Origin of the sequence: Pleomorphomonas koreensis DSM 23070 (genome assembly GCF_000425185.1) — a bacterium.
Classification (GTDB): Bacteria; Pseudomonadota; Alphaproteobacteria; order Rhizobiales; family Pleomorphomonadaceae; genus Pleomorphomonas; species Pleomorphomonas koreensis.
Genome location: NZ_KE384327.1, coordinates 20,946 through 36,779, shown reverse-complemented (window position 1 = coordinate 36,779; position 15,834 = coordinate 20,946). Strand labels below are relative to the sequence as shown.

General features: G+C 69.6%; 13 protein-coding genes. 6 read left to right on the top strand and 7 right to left on the bottom strand.

Annotated features, from left to right (window positions below; translation table 11 throughout):
* Positions 1-150: 150 nt before the first annotated feature.
* From H512_RS0120290 to H512_RS0120280, 3 genes are all read right to left on the bottom strand, one after another.
* The gene (locus H512_RS0120290; RefSeq protein ID WP_026784948.1) at positions 151-1,440 is read right to left on the bottom strand and encodes an ABC transporter substrate-binding protein; all 1,290 of its coding nucleotides are present in this window, start codon (positions 1,438-1,440) and stop codon (positions 151-153) included.
* Positions 1,441-1,479: 39 nt separating this feature from the next.
* Positions 1,480-2,478 (bottom strand): LacI family DNA-binding transcriptional regulator, encoded by a 999-nt coding sequence (locus H512_RS0120285; RefSeq protein WP_026784947.1) that lies wholly within the window; start codon positions 2,476-2,478, stop codon positions 1,480-1,482.
* A gap of 324 nt (positions 2,479-2,802) precedes the next feature.
* The gene (locus tag H512_RS0120280; protein WP_026784946.1) at positions 2,803-3,807 is read right to left on the bottom strand and encodes an ABC transporter ATP-binding protein; all 1,005 of its coding nucleotides are present in this window, start codon (positions 3,805-3,807) and stop codon (positions 2,803-2,805) included.
* A gap of 114 nt (positions 3,808-3,921) precedes the next feature.
* Here H512_RS0120280 and H512_RS0120275 point away from each other — a divergent pair, with 114 nt between their 5' ends.
* The 5 genes from H512_RS0120275 (at position 3,922) to H512_RS0120255 (ending at position 11,449) form a co-directional block, all read left to right on the top strand.
* The gene (locus tag H512_RS0120275) at positions 3,922-5,217 is read left to right on the top strand and encodes an extracellular solute-binding protein (protein WP_026784945.1); all 1,296 of its coding nucleotides are present in this window, start codon (positions 3,922-3,924) and stop codon (positions 5,215-5,217) included.
* Positions 5,218-5,451: 234 nt separating this feature from the next.
* Positions 5,452-6,294 carry a carbohydrate ABC transporter permease gene (locus H512_RS0120270; RefSeq protein WP_156899605.1) on the top strand — a complete coding sequence of 281 codons (843 nt, stop codon included), beginning with the start codon at positions 5,452-5,454 and terminating at the stop codon, positions 6,292-6,294.
* The gene (locus tag H512_RS0120265) at positions 6,291-7,133 is read left to right on the top strand and encodes a carbohydrate ABC transporter permease (RefSeq protein ID WP_026784943.1); all 843 of its coding nucleotides are present in this window, start codon (positions 6,291-6,293) and stop codon (positions 7,131-7,133) included. The genes H512_RS0120270 and H512_RS0120265 overlap by 4 nt, the downstream gene beginning before the upstream one ends.
* Positions 7,134-7,154: 21 nt before the next feature.
* Positions 7,155-10,175, top strand: coding sequence for an alpha-mannosidase (locus H512_RS0120260; protein ID WP_026784942.1), 3,021 nt, complete (start codon positions 7,155-7,157; stop codon positions 10,173-10,175).
* Positions 10,176-10,234: 59 nt separating this feature from the next.
* Positions 10,235-11,449 (top strand): ROK family transcriptional regulator, encoded by a 1,215-nt coding sequence (locus tag H512_RS0120255; RefSeq protein ID WP_026784941.1) that lies wholly within the window; start codon positions 10,235-10,237, stop codon positions 11,447-11,449.
* On the opposite strand, the gene H512_RS25280 is transcribed toward H512_RS0120255, so the two are convergent.
* On the bottom strand, positions 11,415-12,536 hold the full coding sequence (locus H512_RS25280) for an ROK family protein (RefSeq protein ID WP_053240104.1): 1,122 nt from the start codon (positions 12,534-12,536) through the stop codon (positions 11,415-11,417). The two genes, H512_RS0120255 and H512_RS25280, sit on opposite strands and share 35 nt — an antisense overlap.
* Before the next feature lie 115 nt (positions 12,537-12,651).
* On the opposite strand from H512_RS25280, the gene rbsK reads away from it, so the two are divergent.
* Positions 12,652-13,572, top strand: coding sequence for a ribokinase (rbsK, locus tag H512_RS0120245; protein ID WP_026784940.1), 921 nt, complete (start codon positions 12,652-12,654; stop codon positions 13,570-13,572).
* A 104-nt stretch (positions 13,573-13,676) separates the two neighbouring features.
* Here rbsK and rpiB read toward each other — a convergent pair whose 3' ends face one another.
* Genes rpiB through alsE form a run of 3 tightly spaced genes read right to left on the bottom strand, consistent with a single transcriptional unit; the run spans position 13,677 to position 15,702 of the window.
* Positions 13,677-14,132, bottom strand: a complete 456-nt coding sequence (rpiB, locus tag H512_RS0120240; protein ID WP_026784939.1) for a ribose 5-phosphate isomerase B — start codon at positions 14,130-14,132, stop codon at positions 13,677-13,679.
* Positions 14,129-15,022 carry an allose kinase gene (gene alsK, locus H512_RS25275; RefSeq protein WP_036793058.1) on the bottom strand — a complete coding sequence of 298 codons (894 nt, stop codon included), beginning with the start codon at positions 15,020-15,022 and terminating at the stop codon, positions 14,129-14,131. Before alsK ends, rpiB begins: the two co-directional genes overlap by 4 nt.
* The gene (gene alsE, locus H512_RS0120230; protein ID WP_281170376.1) at positions 15,019-15,702 is read right to left on the bottom strand and encodes a D-allulose 6-phosphate 3-epimerase; all 684 of its coding nucleotides are present in this window, start codon (positions 15,700-15,702) and stop codon (positions 15,019-15,021) included. The genes alsK and alsE overlap by 4 nt, the downstream gene beginning before the upstream one ends.
* Positions 15,703-15,834 lie beyond the last annotated feature (132 nt).

The following is a 15,834-nucleotide window of genomic DNA, read 5'->3' as shown; positions in this document are numbered from 1 at the left end:
CCTCGCCGGGCGATGGATGGCAGGAGGTGACGCGCGCCCGAAGGGAGGACGGGCGCGCGCCGCGAGGATCATGCCGGCTGGCCGTGGCCGGCCGGCACGCCGGCGTCGTTCCAGCCGCGTCCGGGGGGCGGGCGGCGGGAACGCGGGGCGTCAGTTGCCGCCGAACGGCGGGTAGCCGTCGTTGTCGGCAATGTCCTCGTCGATCTTGGCGGCGGCGGCCGTCAGCGTCTTCTGCGCGTCCTCGCCGTTGAAGATCTGGTCGACGGCCTGCATGAAGGCCGAGGTGATGGCCGGATAGGCCGGGTGCGGCGGCCGCGGCACCGCCACCTTCGACGCCTGCTCGAAGGCGACGGCCAGCGGCCCGCCCTCGGCATAGAGCGGCGACTGGGCGGCGAAGCTCTTGAGGCCGGGATAGGCGCTCTGGCTCACCGCATAGTCGCGATAGTCCTTGTCCTTCAAGAGGAAGCTCAGGAACTTGCCGGCGATGTCGGGATGCTCGGACTGGCTGGTGATCGCCCAGATCCAGGTGCCGTCGGGGCTGGCGCTCTTGTCGCCGAACTTCGGCAGCGGCATCACCACCACGTCGTCCTTCATCTTGGCGGCCGCCTCGGCGTAGAACCAGTGGCCGCCCCAGGCGAGCGCCGCCGGCTCTCCCTCGGCGTAGAACTGGTTGGTGCCCGACGACATCGGCACGACCCAGCCGTTCTTCACCCAAGTCTGCATCATGGAGAGCGCGTCGACGCAAGCCTTGGAATCGAGCGTGCCGGTGGCCGTCCAGGTGGTGCGGTCGATCAGGTCGCAGCCGAAGGAGTTGAGGATCGGCTGGTAGGCGTAGGTCACCCACTCGGTCTTGATGCCGTAGCCGCGGAAGGTGTCGATCGGCCACTTGACGCCGTCGAGTTTGGCGAGCTTGCCGAGATAGTCCTCGAACTCGGCGCGCGTCCAGGCGTCGTCCACCGACTTGGGGATGCGGGCGCCGATCGCCTCGAGATACTTCCTGTTGCCGTAGAGCACCACCGAACTGTCGGTGAGGCCGATGGCATAGAGGTCCTTGTCGATCGGGTAGGTGCCCTGGGCGACGTTGGACGCCGTCATGTCGTCGAGAAGGTCCTGGTCGATGTAGCTCTTGAGCGGCTTGAGATAGCCCGACCAGACGTAGTTGGCGAGGAAGGGCGCGTCGAGTTCCATGATGTCCGGCAACTGCTTGGACATCACCGCCGAAGAGAACTTCTCGTTGTAGGCGTCGTGCGGGGCGTAGATCAGCTCGATGTCGACGTCCGGGTTGGCCGCCTCGAAGCGCTCGGCAACCTTGCCGTAGAGCGCCACCCAGCCGGGATCGCCCTGGTGCATCATGCGCACGACGGTCTTGGCGTCGGCGGCGGCGGCAAGCGCCACGAGGGCGGTGGTGGCCGCGAGGACCGTAAGTAAACGATTACCCATCCTGAAAATCTCCTCCACCAGTCGTTTGTCCAAGAAGGTTCAGACGGAAGCCCGCTCTACAAGCTGGAACGGGAGCCGTTTCAGCCCCCCCTCCGGCGGTTCGGCCGCCTGAAGTATTTCCGCCGCCATCCGGCCCATCGCCCTGTGGGGCAGCGCCATGGTGGTGAGCGGCGGGTCGAGTCGCGTGACGATGTCGACCTGATTGTCGAAGCCCGCCACGGCGACGTCGTCGGGAATGCCGGCCCCTGTCCTGCGGAGCGCGGCGTAGACCTCCATGGCAACGCGATCGTTGCCGCAGAGGATGGCGTCGGGCCGGTCGGGACCGGCCATGAGATCGAAAACGTGCTGCTGCACCAGGCTGCGCGCCCGGTCGGCGTAGGCGGCGCGCTTCACCGCCGGCAGCACGGCGACCGGCGCGAGGCCGGCCTCGTCGAGCGCGGCGCGGACGCCGCGTTCGCGCAACTCGCCGGCCAGGATGCCGGGCAGGTTGATGAAGGCGATCCGCCGCCGGCCGGCGTCGACGAGATGGCTGGCGATGGTGTGGCCGGCCAGCTCGTCGTCGGGCACCAGCGACGTCACTCGGCCCGCGGCATCGCGGCAGTTGATCATCACGCCGATGCTGTCGGCGATCTCCGGCGGCAGCGCCACTTCCTTGTGGTACATGGCGGCGTAGCCGATGGCGCGCGGCCGGAAGCGGCTGACGTCGTCATAGACCTTGGCGATGTCGCGGTCGCCGCCGATGGTGGTGAAGAACACGGAGAGATCGGCCTTGCGGGCGGAATTGTCGAGGCCGCGGATGATCTCGGTGGCGAACGGCGAGGTCAGCAATTCGTCGGCGATGATGGCGATCAGCGGCATCCAGCCCTGCCGCATGCTGCGGGCGGCGAAGTTGGTGACGTAGCCGAGGTCCTCGGCAATGGCGCGGATGCGGTCGCGCGTCTCCTCGGCCATGCGCGCCGAACCGCCATGCAGCGCGCCGGAGACGGTTTTCACCGACACCCCGGCGATCCTGGCGATGTCCTGTAGCGAAACGGCCACGATCAAACTCCCCCGCGACGCCGGTTTCCCGGCTCCTCCGCCGCTCCCACGGCTGCCGTCCTGTGCTTTTGCGGCATGTGGCGGACGAATGCGCCGGCTGTACCGCGTTTTCCCTTGAGTTATCGATTACCCAATGCCACCGCGGCTGACCCGTGTCAAGGGGTCAATCGCCGAAAACGCTGCATCCCCGGACTCGCAGGCAGGAGAGGGGCGGGCGCGGATCTGTACGCGCGGAGTGGCTGAAATCCGGCCGGGCGACGATGCCTCGGTCGGGACCGGGCCCGAACGTCCCGCCTTCCTCCGACCCCGGTCGATACTGTCGTCTCAGTCTCGGATGGCGCGGCCATCGGCGCCGAAGCGGTGCAGGTGGCCGGCCATCGGTGCCAGCACCACCTCGTCTCCGCTGCCGACCGGCATGTCGCCGACCGTGCGGGCGGTGAGGCGGCCGGCATCCGGCACCTCGACGTGGATGAAAGTGTCACTGCCGAGATGCTCGGCGGCGACCACCCGGCCGCGCCAGCCGTCGCCGTCGCGACCGACGACGAGATGCTCCGGCCGGATGCCGATGGTGTCGGCGCCGGCCTTGGCCGCGAGATCGCCGGTGACGAAGTTCATCTGCGGCGAACCGATGAAGCCGGCGACGAACAGGTTGGCCGGCGCCCGGTAGAGATCGAGCGGCGCGCCGACCTGTTCGAGGCGGCCGGCCGACAGCACGGCGATCTTGTCGGCCATGGTCATCGCCTCCACCTGGTCGTGCGTCACGTAGATGGTGGTGGTGCCGAGCCGCTGCTGCAATTCGCGGATCTCGGCCCGCATCTGTACGCGCAGCTTGGCGTCGAGGTTGGAAAGCGGCTCGTCGAACAGGAACACCTTGGGGTCTCGGACGATGGCGCGACCCATGGCGACGCGCTGGCGCTGGCCGCCGGAGAGTTGCGCCGGCTTGCGGGCAAGCTCGCGGGAGAGGTCGAGGATGGCGGCCGCCCGTCCCACCCGGTCGCCGATCTCCGCCTTGGGCCGGCCGGCCAGCCGCAGCGCGAAGCCCATGTTGGCGGCGACGTCCATGTGCGGATAGAGCGCATAGTTCTGGAACACCATGGCGATGTCCCGGTCCTTGGGGGCGAGGTCGTCGACCGCCCTGTCGTCGATGCGGATCTCGCCGCCGTTGATCATCTCGAGGCCGGCGATGGTCCTGAGCAGCGTCGACTTGCCGCAGCCGGACGGCCCGACCAGCGCCAGAAATTCGCCGTCGGCGATGCCGATGGAGATGTCGTGCAGCACTTCCAGCGCCCCGTAGGCCTTGCGCAGGTTCCTGATCTCGACGGTGGCCATGCGATCCTCCCGCACATCGCTTGACAACAAAACAAAGTGATTTAATCTAATTGATGTCGACTTGGGAAGCCGTATTTTCGTGCGGCTTCCCGCGACGCTCGGGAGGAGACAGTAATGAAGACAACCCTGTTCACGGCGCTCGCCGCCGCGACGGCGCTCGGCTGCCTGCCGGCCATCGCCGAGGACCTGATCACCAGCGACCGCGTCGGACCGTCGGACGCGCCGAACAAGATGGTGTTCCGCATGACCGGCGACGGCCCGTCCAGCACCGATCCGACCTGGGCGGCCGGCTACACCAAGCTCTACACCGACTTCATCAACAACCATCCCGGCTGGCAGCTGGAATTGCAGATGATGACCGGCGACATCAGCCAGGAGCAGGCGCGCATGCTGGAGCAGGCCAAGGCCGGCCACGCGCCCGACTGCGCCGCCGTCGACAGCTTCGTGCTGCCGCTGTTCAAGGCGGCCGGCGTGCTGAAGTCCCTCTCCCCCTATTTTTCCAAGGAGGAGATCGCTGAGCTGTTCCCCTTCGTGCGTGACGGCGTCACCGGCAAGGACGGCCAGATCTATGCCTGGTGGTGGTCGACCGACCTCCGCGTGCTCTATCGCAACACCGAGATCGTGCCGGACGCGCCGGAGACCTGGGCCGACGCCAAGGCCGCCGCTCTCGCCTCGGTGAAGGCCGGCATGGAGGGCATGCTGTTCAACGGCAGCCGCTACGAGGGCACCACCTTCGACTGGCTGGGCAACTTCTGGGGCCAGGGCGGCAAGCTGGTCGACGAGGCCGGCAAGCCGGTGTTCGCCGACGCGGCCAACCGCGACAAGTTCGTCAAGGCCGTCGACTACTACCGCGACCTCGTCGAATCCGGCGCCGCCCCCAAGCGCGTCGCCACCATCGGCAACTACGACGACTTCAACGCCGCCGCCACGGCTGGCAGCACGGCGCTGTTTGTCGGCGGCAACTGGCAGTATCGCCAGCTCCAGAACGCCATGGAGCCGGAGGAGTTCGCCAAGTGGAGCTTCTCGATGCTGCCCGGCATCACCGCCGATCAGCGCTCCACCGGCACCGGCGGCTGGACGGTGGCCGCCTTCTCCTCCGACCCCAAGAAGGTCGAGATGTGCGCCGCGCTCACCCGCGAGGTCTACATGGGTCCGGCCAACGCCCTGCAGGAGCAGCTGCCGACCCGCGCCGACCTCTACGACAAGTATGACGTCTTCAAGAGCGAGGCCAACCAGACCTTTGCCAAGGCGCTGAAGGTGGGAGAGGCGCGGCCCGGCGTGCTGGTCTATCCTGAGATCTCCAACCAGATCCAGATCATGATGGGCAAGGTGCTGACCGGCGCCGAGAGCACCGAAGCCGCCGTCGACGAAGCCTTCAAGGCGTCGCTCGACGCCTACGCCCGGCTCTGACGGCTCCCGCCCGTCCTCTCTCGGGGACGGGCGGTTTCCGACCGGCGGGCGGCTTCGATAGACCTCCCGCAGCCGTCCGCCGCGGGCGGCCGCAGAGCCCGGCGGCCGCCCGCCACCCGTCGATCCCCCCGGATATCCGAGGTGCCCATGTCCGCAAGCGCCGCCAGGCGGAAGCCGTCCATCCTCGGGGCGTCGGGCCGGCAGAACCGCCTGCCCTCGCCCTATCCCTGGCTGATGCCGGTGATCCTGGTGATGGGGCTGTTCTACCTCTATCCGGTGATCGACGTCTTCCGCTACGCCTTCACCGACCTGACGCTCTTGGGCGGCGAGGGCCACTACACGCTTTCGACCTTCGGCAACGTGCTGCGGCGCCCCGAGCTGGCGCAGATCCTCTGGGTCACCTTCGTCTTCACCGCCGGCTCGGTGATCGGCCAGCAGGTGATCGGCCTTGCCATCGCCCTGGTCGTCGTGCGCGCCGAAAAGCGCCGCCTGTTCGGCACCACCATCCTGAGGACCACGGCGCTGGTCGCCTGGGTGGTGCCGGGCATCGCCGGCGGCATCATCTGGAAGATGCTGTTCAACGAGGCGCCGTTCGGCGGCCTCAACTCGCTGTTGCGCCTGATGGGCATGGCGCCGGTGCAATGGCTGTCCGACCCCGATATCGCCATGTGGTCGGTGGTGCTGTCCAACATCTGGCGCGGCACCGCCTTCTCGATGGTGGTGATGTACGCGGCGCTGAAGGCCATCGACCCCACGCTCTACGAGGCGGCCGAGATGGACGGCGCCACGGCGCGGCAGAAGCTCGCTTTCGTGACGCTGCCGCAGCTCCGCCCGGCCATTCTCGTCAACATGATCCTGATCACCATCCAGACGCTCAACACCTTCGACGCCATCATCGCGCTCTCCGGCGGCGGCCCCGGCCGCGCCACCGAGGTGCTGTCGCTCTATACCTTCAACGTGGTGTTCCGGAATTACGACCTCGCCGCCGGCAGCGTACTGTCGATCCTGATGCTGGCGATCAGCCTCGGGCTGGCACTCGTCTACGCCGCCTTCCTGCCCAAGGAGGATCGCTCATGAAACGCCGCCGCCGCGACCGTCTCGGCGACATCCTGAGCTACGCCTTCATGGCCCTGATGTTCGTCTTCTTCTCCTGGCCGCTGATCTGGCTGCTGTCCATGGCGCTCCGGACGCGCAAGGAGGTGTTCCTCGGCGTCGCCAGGCTGATTCCCAAGTCCCCGACGCTCGACAATTTCGTGGCCGTGCTGACGTCGAGCCAGTTCCTGGTCTATCTTGTCAACGCGCTGAAACTGTCGTGCCTGTCGGCCGTCGGCTGCCTGATCGTCGCCGCGCCGGCCGCCTACGCCTTCTCGCGCTTCGACTTCAAGGGCAAGGGCCTGTGGATGCTCGGCATCCTCGCCTTCCAGATGATCTCCCCCCTGGTGATCATGGTGCCGCTCTACCGCTACATGAGCCGGCTCGGGCTGATCGACGGCCATTTCGGCACCACCATGGTCTACATCGCGCTTGGCGTGCCGGTGGTCACCTGGCTCCTCAAGGGCTACATGGACGGCATTCCGAGAAGCCTCGACGAGGCGGCGCTGATCGACGGCTGCAGCCGTCTCTCGGTGTTCGTCCGCATCATCCTGCCGCTGTCGACGCCGGGCGTCGCCTCGGCCTTCATCATCACGGTGATCGCCGGCTGGTCGCAGTTCCTGGTGCCCTTCCTGCTGATCACCAAGGATTCCCTTGTTCCCATCGGCGTCGGCATCTTCCAGTATGCCGGCACGCAGAATGCCAGCACCATCCAGATCCTCGCCGCCGCCTGCCTGATCTCGGTGGTGCCGGCCATCGTCGCCTTCCTCGCCCTGCAACGCCTGATCCTGAGCGCCATGACGGCCGGTGCCGTCAAAGGCTGATTTCCCAACCGGATGTTTCCCATGCCTCTCACGCTTGCCCAACGTATCGACCGCCTCGACGTCCGCGTCGCCGAACTGGAGTCATGGAAGGTGCGCGAACGGCGGCCGCTCGCCGCCCTCGCTTTCGACGGCACGCCGATCGCCGTCGGCGACCCCTGGCCGCGGGCCGACGGCGTCGTCCGCTTCTCGCTGGAAGGCCGCCTGCCGGAGGACTGGCCGATCGAGAACAGCCGCCTCAGCCTCGACCTCGGCGGCGAGAGCCTGATCACCATCGCCTGCGACGGCGGCGAGCCCGTTCCCTACGGTCTCGATCCCTATCACCAGAGCTTCCCGCTGACCGGCCGCGCCGTCCGCGTCGAGACGGAGACGGTCGCCCGCCTGCCGTTCGGCGAGCCGGTGCGGCGGCCGCACGTCAACCGCGCCGAGCTGCAACTCATGGAGCCGGCCGTCGACGCCCTGTGGCTGCTGGTCACCCAGGCGATCGAGGCGGCGCGCGTCCTCGAAGGCCATGACGTGGTGCCGCATCTCGTCGCCGCCGCCGAGGATACGTTGCGCGGCCTCGACTGGCCGTCGTCGACCGCCGACTATATCGCCCGTACCGCCGGCAGCGAGGGGCAGCAGAAGATCTGGCGCCTGCCCGAGCTGATCGACGCGCCGGCCGGCCTCAATCAGGCCGAGCGGGCCAGCGTCGCCGCCGCCTATGACGCGCTCGTCGCCCGCCTCGCGGCCTTGCAGGAGCGGTTTCCGCCGGAAGGCGAGATCGGCCTCACCGGCCATGCCCACATCGACCTCGGCTGGCTGTGGCCCTATGGCGAGACGCGCCGCAAGACCCGCCGCACCTTCTCGACCGCGCTGTCGCTGATGGCGGCCTCGAAGGATTTCCGCTTCAACCAGTCGACGGCCCACTATTACGCCCAGCTGGCCGAGGACGATCCGGCGCTGTTCGAGCGGATCGCCGCCCGCATCCGCTCCGGCGAATGGGAGACGGTGGGCGGCAGCTGGGTCGAGCCGGACACCAACATGCCCTCGGGCGAAAGCCTGACGCGCCAGTATCTCTACGGCCAGCGCTATTTTCAGAAGACCTTCGGCATCCGCCACGACGTCTGCTGGCAGCCGGACTGCTTCGGCTTCACCGGCGCCCTGCCGCAGCTCCTCAAGCAGGCCGGCATCCGCAGCTTCTTCACCATCAAGGTCAACTGGTCGGAGACCAACCGCATTCCCTCCGACCTGTTCTGGTGGGAAGGGCTCGACGGCAGCCGCGTGCTCGCCCACACCTTCGACAACCCGATGCAGGGTTACAACGGCTTCGTCCGGCCCGATTGCCATGTGCCGACCTGGCGCAACTTCCGGGAAAAGGCGCGGCATCCGGAAACGCTGCTCTGCGTCGGCTACGGCGACGGCGGTGGCGGCCCGACGCCGGAAATGCTGGCCCGCGAGGAGCAGCTGCGCGTCTTCCCGACGCTGCCGAAGGCCCGCTGGACGCGCGTGACGGATTTCTTCGCCCGCGCCCATCAAACCGCCAGCGAGACGCCGCTGTCGGTCTGGCAGGGCGAGATCTATCTCGAACTGCACCGCGGCACGCTGACCAGCCAGAGCGTCGTCAAGCGCCTGCACCGCAAGGCCGAGCGGGCGCTGATCACCGCCGAGACCGCCGCCTCGCTCGCCCATCTCATCGGCGCGCCGAAGCCTGTGAGCCTGGAGCCGGCCTGGCGCACGCTCCTCAAGAACGAGTTCCACGACATCCTGCCCGGTTCGTCGATCCGCGAGGTCTATGAGGACGCCGCCGGGGAGTTGGGCGCGGTGATCGATGAGGGGATGAAGGCGCAGGCCGCCGCTCTCGACGCGATCGCCGCGCGGCTGCCGAAAGGCGAGGGGAGCCGCCTGCTGGTCGTCAACCCGTCGCTCGACGTCCGGCCGCTGCGACTGACGCTCGAAGATGGCGCCGTCGTCTCATCAAGCGAGACGCTGCCGCCGCTCGCCGTCGCCGTCGTCGATGCCGGCTCCCTGAAGCCGGCCGGCGCGCTGTCGGTCGGCCGGGATCATCTCGAAAACGACGTGTTGCGCGTGACGCTCGCCGCCGACGGCTCGATCGCCTCGATCCTGCACAAGCCGACCGGCCGCGAGGCGCTCGACGGCTACGGCAACCGGCTGATGGCCTATCCGGTCGACAAGCCGCGCAATTGGGACGCCTGGGATATCGAGGGCGATTATGCGATGCGCGGCGAGGAGATCACCGATCTCCAGAGCCTGGAAGTGGTGGAGCAAGGCCCGCACCGCGTGGCGGTGAAGATCGTCCGCCGGTTCCGGTCGTCGACCATCACCCAGGTGCTGTCGCTGGTCGCCGGCGGTCGCCGCCTCGACATCCGCACCACGCTCGACTGGCACGACCGCCGCGTCTTCTTGAGGACGCTGACCGCCGTCAACGCCCGGAGCCGCACCGCCACGGCCGAATGCGCCTACGGCATCGTCAGCAGGCCGACGCATGCCAACACCACCTGGGACGCGGCGATGTTCGAGGCGGCCGCCCACCGCTTCCTCGACCTGTCCGAGCCGGATTTCGGCGTCGCCCTCCTCAACGACGCCAAATACGGCCACAGCGTCCGTGACAATGTGCTCGGCCTCAGCCTGTTGCGCTCGCCGGTCTATCCCGATCCGCTGGCCGACGAAGGCGAACAGACCTTCACCTACGCGCTGATGCCGCATGCCGGCGCCTGGTACGCCGGCGGCGTCCGCGAGGAGGCCGACGATCTCAACCAGCCGCTCATTGTCCGCCCGGTCGACGGCGTTGCGGCCGGCGTCTACCGGCCGGTCAGGGCCGAGGGCATCCCGGCGGCGCTGTCGGTGCTGAAGCCGGCGGAAGAAGGCGATGGCCTGATCCTGCGTGTCTGGGAGCCGGCCGGTCGGCGCGGCGACTTCGGCCTGTCGCTCGACGGCGGCTGGACGGTCGACGGGCCGGTCAGCATTCTGGAGGAGCCGATGGATGTGCCCGAGCGCGGCCTCAGGCCGTTCGAGGTCAAGAGCTGGCGGCTTTCAAAGACGTGACCGGCCGGCTACTCTCCCTCCGTCCGCCGATCGGTCCGCGGACGGAGGAGGGCCGGCGCGTGAACTTGCTCGGATCGAACGCCGAACAGGCCGCCTTGAGAAACCGCCAGCTGGTGCTGGCGGCCATCCATCGCGGCGCGCCGATTTCCCGCACCGAGCTGGCGGCGCGCTGCGGCCTCACCAAGCAGGCGATCGCCCGCATCGTCGAACGCCTCGCCGACGAGGGACTGGTGATCGAGGCGCGGCGACGCCACGGTCTCAGGGGTCAGCCGGCCATCGAGCTGGAAATCGATCCCGAGGGCCTGTTCTCGGTCGGCGCCAACATCGACCGCGACCACCTGACGGTGGTGGTGGTCGACGCCACCGGCACGGTGCGCGGCCGCGTCCACCACGAGAAACGCTTCATCCTGCCGGACGAGTTCGTGGCGCTGTTCGCCGATGCGCTGTCCAGCTTCCGTCGCCGCAAGCTGATCGACGAGGGCCGGCTGGCCGGTGTCGGCCTCGCCGTGCCCGACTGGCTTGGCGAAATCGACGTCATCGGCCGGCCGGCCGCCTATGCCGCCTGGACCGGCTTCGACCTGCGCGGCGCCGTCGAGGCGGTGACGCCGCATCCGGTGTTCATCGACAACGACGCCAACGCCGCCGCCCTCGGCGAGATCGACTACGGCCTCGGCACCGAGATCGGCAGCTTCTTCTATGTGCTCGCCAACGCCTGCGTCGGCGGCGCGCTGGTCATCGACGGCGTCCGCCACAAGGGGGCGGGCGGCATCAATGGCGAGATCGGCTGTCTGCCGGTGCTGGAGACCCCGGACGACGGCCGCCGCCGCATCCGCCAGTTCGGTGAGCTGTTCTCGATGTTCCTGCTCTACGACCACCTGCGCGCCCACGGCATCGTCGTCGGCACGCCGGCGGAACTGGCCGCCCTCGACGGCCGGGGGCGGGCGCTGGTGTCGGCCTGGATCGCCCGCGCCGCCGGCTGGCTGGCCGAAGCGGTGTCGCATATCGCACTGATCGCCGATCCTGAGGCGGTGCTGGTCGGCGGCCGGATGCCGGTGCGCCTGATCGACGAGCTGATCGCCGAAACGCGGAAGGCGCAGATCGCCGCCGGCCTGCCGCCGGCCGCCCTGCACCGCGCCGTCTGCTCGGAAGACGCCGCCGCCCTCGGCGCGGCGGCCATGCCGCTCGCCCATCGGCTCGGCCTGCCGTCGGCCGACGCCGGTCAACTGAGGCGCGTGCCGCTCAGGACCGAGGCGGCGCGACCGGCGTCTCCCTGAGCCGCCTGGGATCGGGCAGCAGGAATTCGAGGAGCGGCAACAGCGCGGCGCCCTCGGCGACGCCGGCCGCCGGCAGCGTCGAGCGGCGGAGCGGCGGCATCCAGGCGGCGGTGGTCGGCCGGCCGCCGATCGCCACCGGCGTGGCCAGCGTCTCGCTGACCACCGCGTCGAGCGCCGCGCCGGGAAGGTCGCCGCCGATGACGATCAGTCCCGGCACCACCACGCCGGAGATCGCCACCACCGCGTCGAGCAGGTGGTCGGCCGCCTGGCGCGCCCAGCCGGCGATGGCGGCCTCGCGGTCGCCGCCGGCAGCGATCGCCGCGTCCAGCCGGTGGGGCGACAGGCCGTCGGCCAGCGGCGCGCGGGCCTCGCCGGTGCGCATGGCGCCGATGCCGCCGGCAAAGCCGTGCATGCCGTGGAACGGCCGGCCGCCGATCGAGAGGCCGGCCCGCACGCCGGACCGGGTAACCAGGATGCTGACGAAACCGCCGTCGCGGTCGCCGGCGCCGATCAGCCGCTCGGCGGTGGCGGCGGCGGCGCTGTCGGCGTCGGCGAACACCGGGAGCGGCGCGAAGGCCGCCTGCACGTCATCAAGGCCGATGCCGTCGTCGGGCGACAGCGCCACGCCGACGCCCAGCACCGATGCCCCGGCCGGCTTGACGGCGAGCAGCGCCCGGCCGGCGGCGATCAGTTCGTCCGGCGTCAGGTCGCGCCTCTCGGCAATGACGCTGCCGGCCGCGTCGACCAGCACGGCCGCCGCCGCCCGGCGGGCCAGCCGCAGGCCGAGCGCCACGGCGCCCTCCGGCCGCAGCCGGAATTCGGTGGCCGGATAGCGGCCGGCGTCGGCCTGCCGGCGCGAGGCGACGAGGCCGCGGCCTTCCAGACGCCCGACGATGCCGGTGATCGCCGGCTCGGTCAGCCCGAGGCGGGCGGCGAGGTCGCGGCGGGTCAGCGGCCCGCAGACGCGCAGAAGCTCCAGCACGATGCGGCAATTGTGGTCGGCGATGTCGCCGTGGTTGAGGCCCGGCCCATCCTTGGCGGCCGGCGGCGTCCGTCCGAGCCGCGTCGTCGACCGAATTCCCGTCATCACCCGCTCCCGGACCCACGCCTCTCCGCCGAACCGAAATGCGGCTTTCCGGTCCAATGCTCCAGCGATACAACGATGCCGGCCGCATGCAAAGGTCCGCCGCCCGGAGATAGTCTTGTCCGTCATCGTCATCGGCTCGGTCAACGTCGACATCGTCACCTACGCCGACCGGGCGCCGCGCCCCGGCGAATCGCTCACCGGCCATCGCTATGCCATGGTGCCCGGCGGCAAGGGCGCCAACCAGTCGGTGGCCGTGGCGCGGCTTGGCGCGCCGGTGCGCTTCATCGGCCGCGTCGGCGCCGATTCCTTCGGCGATTTCATCCGTGCACGGCTTGGCGGCCTCGGCGTCGATCCCGGCCATCTCGCCGTCGACCCCGTGCTGCCGACCGGCATCGCCGTCATCGCCATCGACGGCCGCGGCGAGAATGCCATCACCGTGGTGCCCGGCGCCAACACCGGCCTCGCGGTGGATCAGGTGGCGGCGGCGGCGCCGCTGTTCGCGGATGCGAAGGTGCTGCTCGCCCAGCTCGAACATCCGTTCGCGGCGACGCTGAAGGCGGTGGAGCTGGCGCGGCGGGCCGGCGCGCTGGCCATCCTCGATCCGGCGCCGGCGCCGGATCGTCCGGTGTCGGCCGACACCATCCGCCTGTTCGACGCGCTGACGCCCAACGAGATCGAGACCGAGGCGCTGACCGGCATCGCACCGGTCGACGTCGAGGCGGCGGCGGCCGCCGCCGGTCGGCTCAGGGAGACCGGCCTGCCGCTCGCCGTCGTCAAGATGGGTGCCCGCGGCGTCTATGCCGACGGCGCCGGCTTCCGCGGCCACGTGCCGCCGTTCGCGGTGACGGCGGTCGATACGGTGGCGGCCGGCGACTGCTTCGCCGCCGGCCTCGCCGTGGCGCTCGCCGAGGGCATGGCGGTGGAGGCGGCCATCCGCTTCGCGGCGGCCTGCGGCGCGCTCGCCTGCACCAGGGAAGGCTCCTCCGAGGCGGCGCCGACGCGAGCCGAGGTCGAGACGCTGCTGGCGCGCGGCTAGAGAATGTCCGGCAATCCCGGAAATCCGGTCCAGCGGCCGAAACTGCGCGGAAGAAAAAGACGGAGCATGTCCGGCGAACTGGCTTTGGCCGGACATGCTCCGGATCAGCCGCCGCCTTCGCGCGCCTCGATGTCGCCGATCATGGCGACGCGGTTGGCGTGGCGGCCGCCCTCGAACGCGGCATCGAGGAAAGCGTCGACGATCATCAGCGCCAGATCCTCACCGACGACGCGGGCGCCGAAGGCCAGCATGTTGGCGTTGTTGTGCTGGCGCGACAGTCTGGCCGTATAGGGCTCGGAACAGACGACGCAGCGGATGCCCTTGAGCTTGTTGGCGGCGAGCGAGATGCCGAAGCCGGTGCCGCAGATGACGATGCCGAAGTCGGCGCCGCCGTCGCGGACGATGCGGGCGGCCGCCTCGCCCCATTTCGGATAGTCGGTGCGGGCGTCGCTCGTCGGGCCGACGTCCTCGACGACGCAGCCGCGCGCCTGGAGATGGGCGGCGACGGCCTTGCGGAGGCCGAGGCCGACGTGGTCGGAGGAGATGACGATCCTGGTCATGGTTGCGGTCCGAACTGGTTGGCGACGTAGAGCGAGGCGCCGCGGGCGCCGCTGTCGCCGAGGTTGGAGGCAAGGCGCACCTCCAGCACGTCGCGCGGGAAGGGCGCGCGGGTGTGGGCGAGGAGGCGCGCCTTCAGCGTCTCCAGCGGAAAGGCCGGCATCTCCAGGACGCCGCCGCCGAGGAACACCAGCTCGGGGTCGATGATGTTGACGGCCGTGGCGACGGCCATCGCCGCCGTCTCGACGAAGCCGCGGATGTCCGGATGGCCGCCGTGGCGGGCGAAGATGTCGGCGATCGGCGTCTGAGGCGCGTTCTTCTCCTGCCAGCCCTTCAGCCAGCGGCCGCAGCACACGGTTTCAAGGCAGCCGACCTTGCCGCAGCCGCAGGTGCCGGTGGCGCCGGGCACCGGGATGTGGCCAAGCTCGGCGGCCGAGCCGTGGGCGCCGGTGTAGAAGCCGTTGATCCACACCGCGTTGCCGACGCCGGTGCCGATGTAGACGCCGAGCGCCACCTTCGGGGTCCGGCCGCTCGCCGTCATGTCGTGGAAGAACTGGAAGTTGACGTCGCGCTCGGCGACGACCGGCACGCCGAAGGCGCCTTGCAGGAGATCGACGACGTCGAGGCCGTCGAGACCGTCGACGTTGGGCGCCGACAGCACGGTGCGGCGGGCCGCGTCGAGCGTTGCCGGCAGGCCGATGCCGACCGCCCGCGGGGCGAGGCCGGTGCGGTCGATCACCTCGCGGTAGCGGTCGATGACGCCGGCGAGCCTCGGACCGGCCGCCATCAGGTCGGCGGTGACGTATTTCTCGGACGTGACGAAGGCGCCGTCCGCCATCACGGCGAAGCGGGTATGCGTGCCGCCGAGGTCGATGCCGGCGAAGACGCTCATGCCGCCGCTCCGAGCGCCGCTTCGATGTCGGCGGTCATGATCTTCCAGGCCTCGGCGATGTCCTCGTGGTTGTTGAACAGGCCCGAGGTGCCGACGATGAACACGTCGGCGCCGGCCGCGGCGAGGCGGGCGTAGGTGCGCTTGTTGCAGGAGCCGTCGACCTCGATCAGGAACTTGAGGCCGCGCGCCTCGCGCAGGCGCTTGGCCTCGGCGATCTTGTCCAGCATTTCCTCGATGAACGGCTGGCCGGCATAGCCGGGATCGACGGTCATGATGGTGATCTTGTCGATCAGGTGGATGTAGTGCTTGAGGCTGTCGAGCGGCGTCGCCGGGTTGACGACGATGCCGGGCTTGCAGCCGAGTTCGCGGATCTTGGCGAGGATGCGGAAGGCGATGGCGTTGATGGTCTCGGCCTGCGGCGAGATGAAGCCGGCGCCCGCCTTGGCCATGATCGGCACCCACATCCACGGGTCGGTGGTCATCAGGTGGCAGTCCATCGGCAGCTTCGACACCTTGGCGACGCTCTCCATGAAGAACGGCGACAGCGTGAGATTCGGCACGTAGTGGCCGTCCATGATGTCGATGTGCAGGAAGTCGGCGTGGCTGTCGAGGAAGGCGAGCTGGTCCTTGAAGCGCAGGAGGTCCATGCACATCAGGGAGGGGGAGATCTTGATCTTCATCGTGTCGTCCTGGTCTGGGCCGGTCCCGGCCGGCGGTTCCCCCGCCGTGGGAGGGGCGGCGGGGGCGAGCCGCTCCGCCGGGGAGGAGGCGGCGGGGCGGGACTTGTCATATGGGGTCCGGAGGAGGTCCCG

Coding starts and splice junctions, on each gene's coding strand:
- H512_RS0120290 (WP_026784948.1), bottom strand. CDS start 1,440: ATGGGTAATCGTTTACTTACGGTCCTCGCGGCCACCACCGCCCTCGTG.
- H512_RS0120280 (WP_026784946.1), bottom strand. CDS start 3,807: ATGGCCACCGTCGAGATCAGGAACCTGCGCAAGGCCTACGGGGCGCTG.
- H512_RS0120275 (WP_026784945.1), top strand. CDS start 3,922: ATGAAGACAACCCTGTTCACGGCGCTCGCCGCCGCGACGGCGCTCGGC.
- H512_RS0120270 (WP_156899605.1), top strand. CDS start 5,452: ATGCCGGTGATCCTGGTGATGGGGCTGTTCTACCTCTATCCGGTGATC.
- H512_RS0120265 (WP_026784943.1), top strand. CDS start 6,291: ATGAAACGCCGCCGCCGCGACCGTCTCGGCGACATCCTGAGCTACGCC.
- H512_RS0120260 (WP_026784942.1), top strand. CDS start 7,155: ATGCCTCTCACGCTTGCCCAACGTATCGACCGCCTCGACGTCCGCGTC.
- H512_RS25280 (WP_053240104.1), bottom strand. CDS start 12,536: ATGACGGGAATTCGGTCGACGACGCGGCTCGGACGGACGCCGCCGGCC.
- rpiB (WP_026784939.1), bottom strand. CDS start 14,132: ATGACCAGGATCGTCATCTCCTCCGACCACGTCGGCCTCGGCCTCCGC.
- alsK (WP_036793058.1), bottom strand. CDS start 15,022: ATGAGCGTCTTCGCCGGCATCGACCTCGGCGGCACGCATACCCGCTTC.
- alsE (WP_281170376.1), bottom strand. CDS start 15,702: ATGAAGATCAAGATCTCCCCCTCCCTGATGTGCATGGACCTCCTGCGC.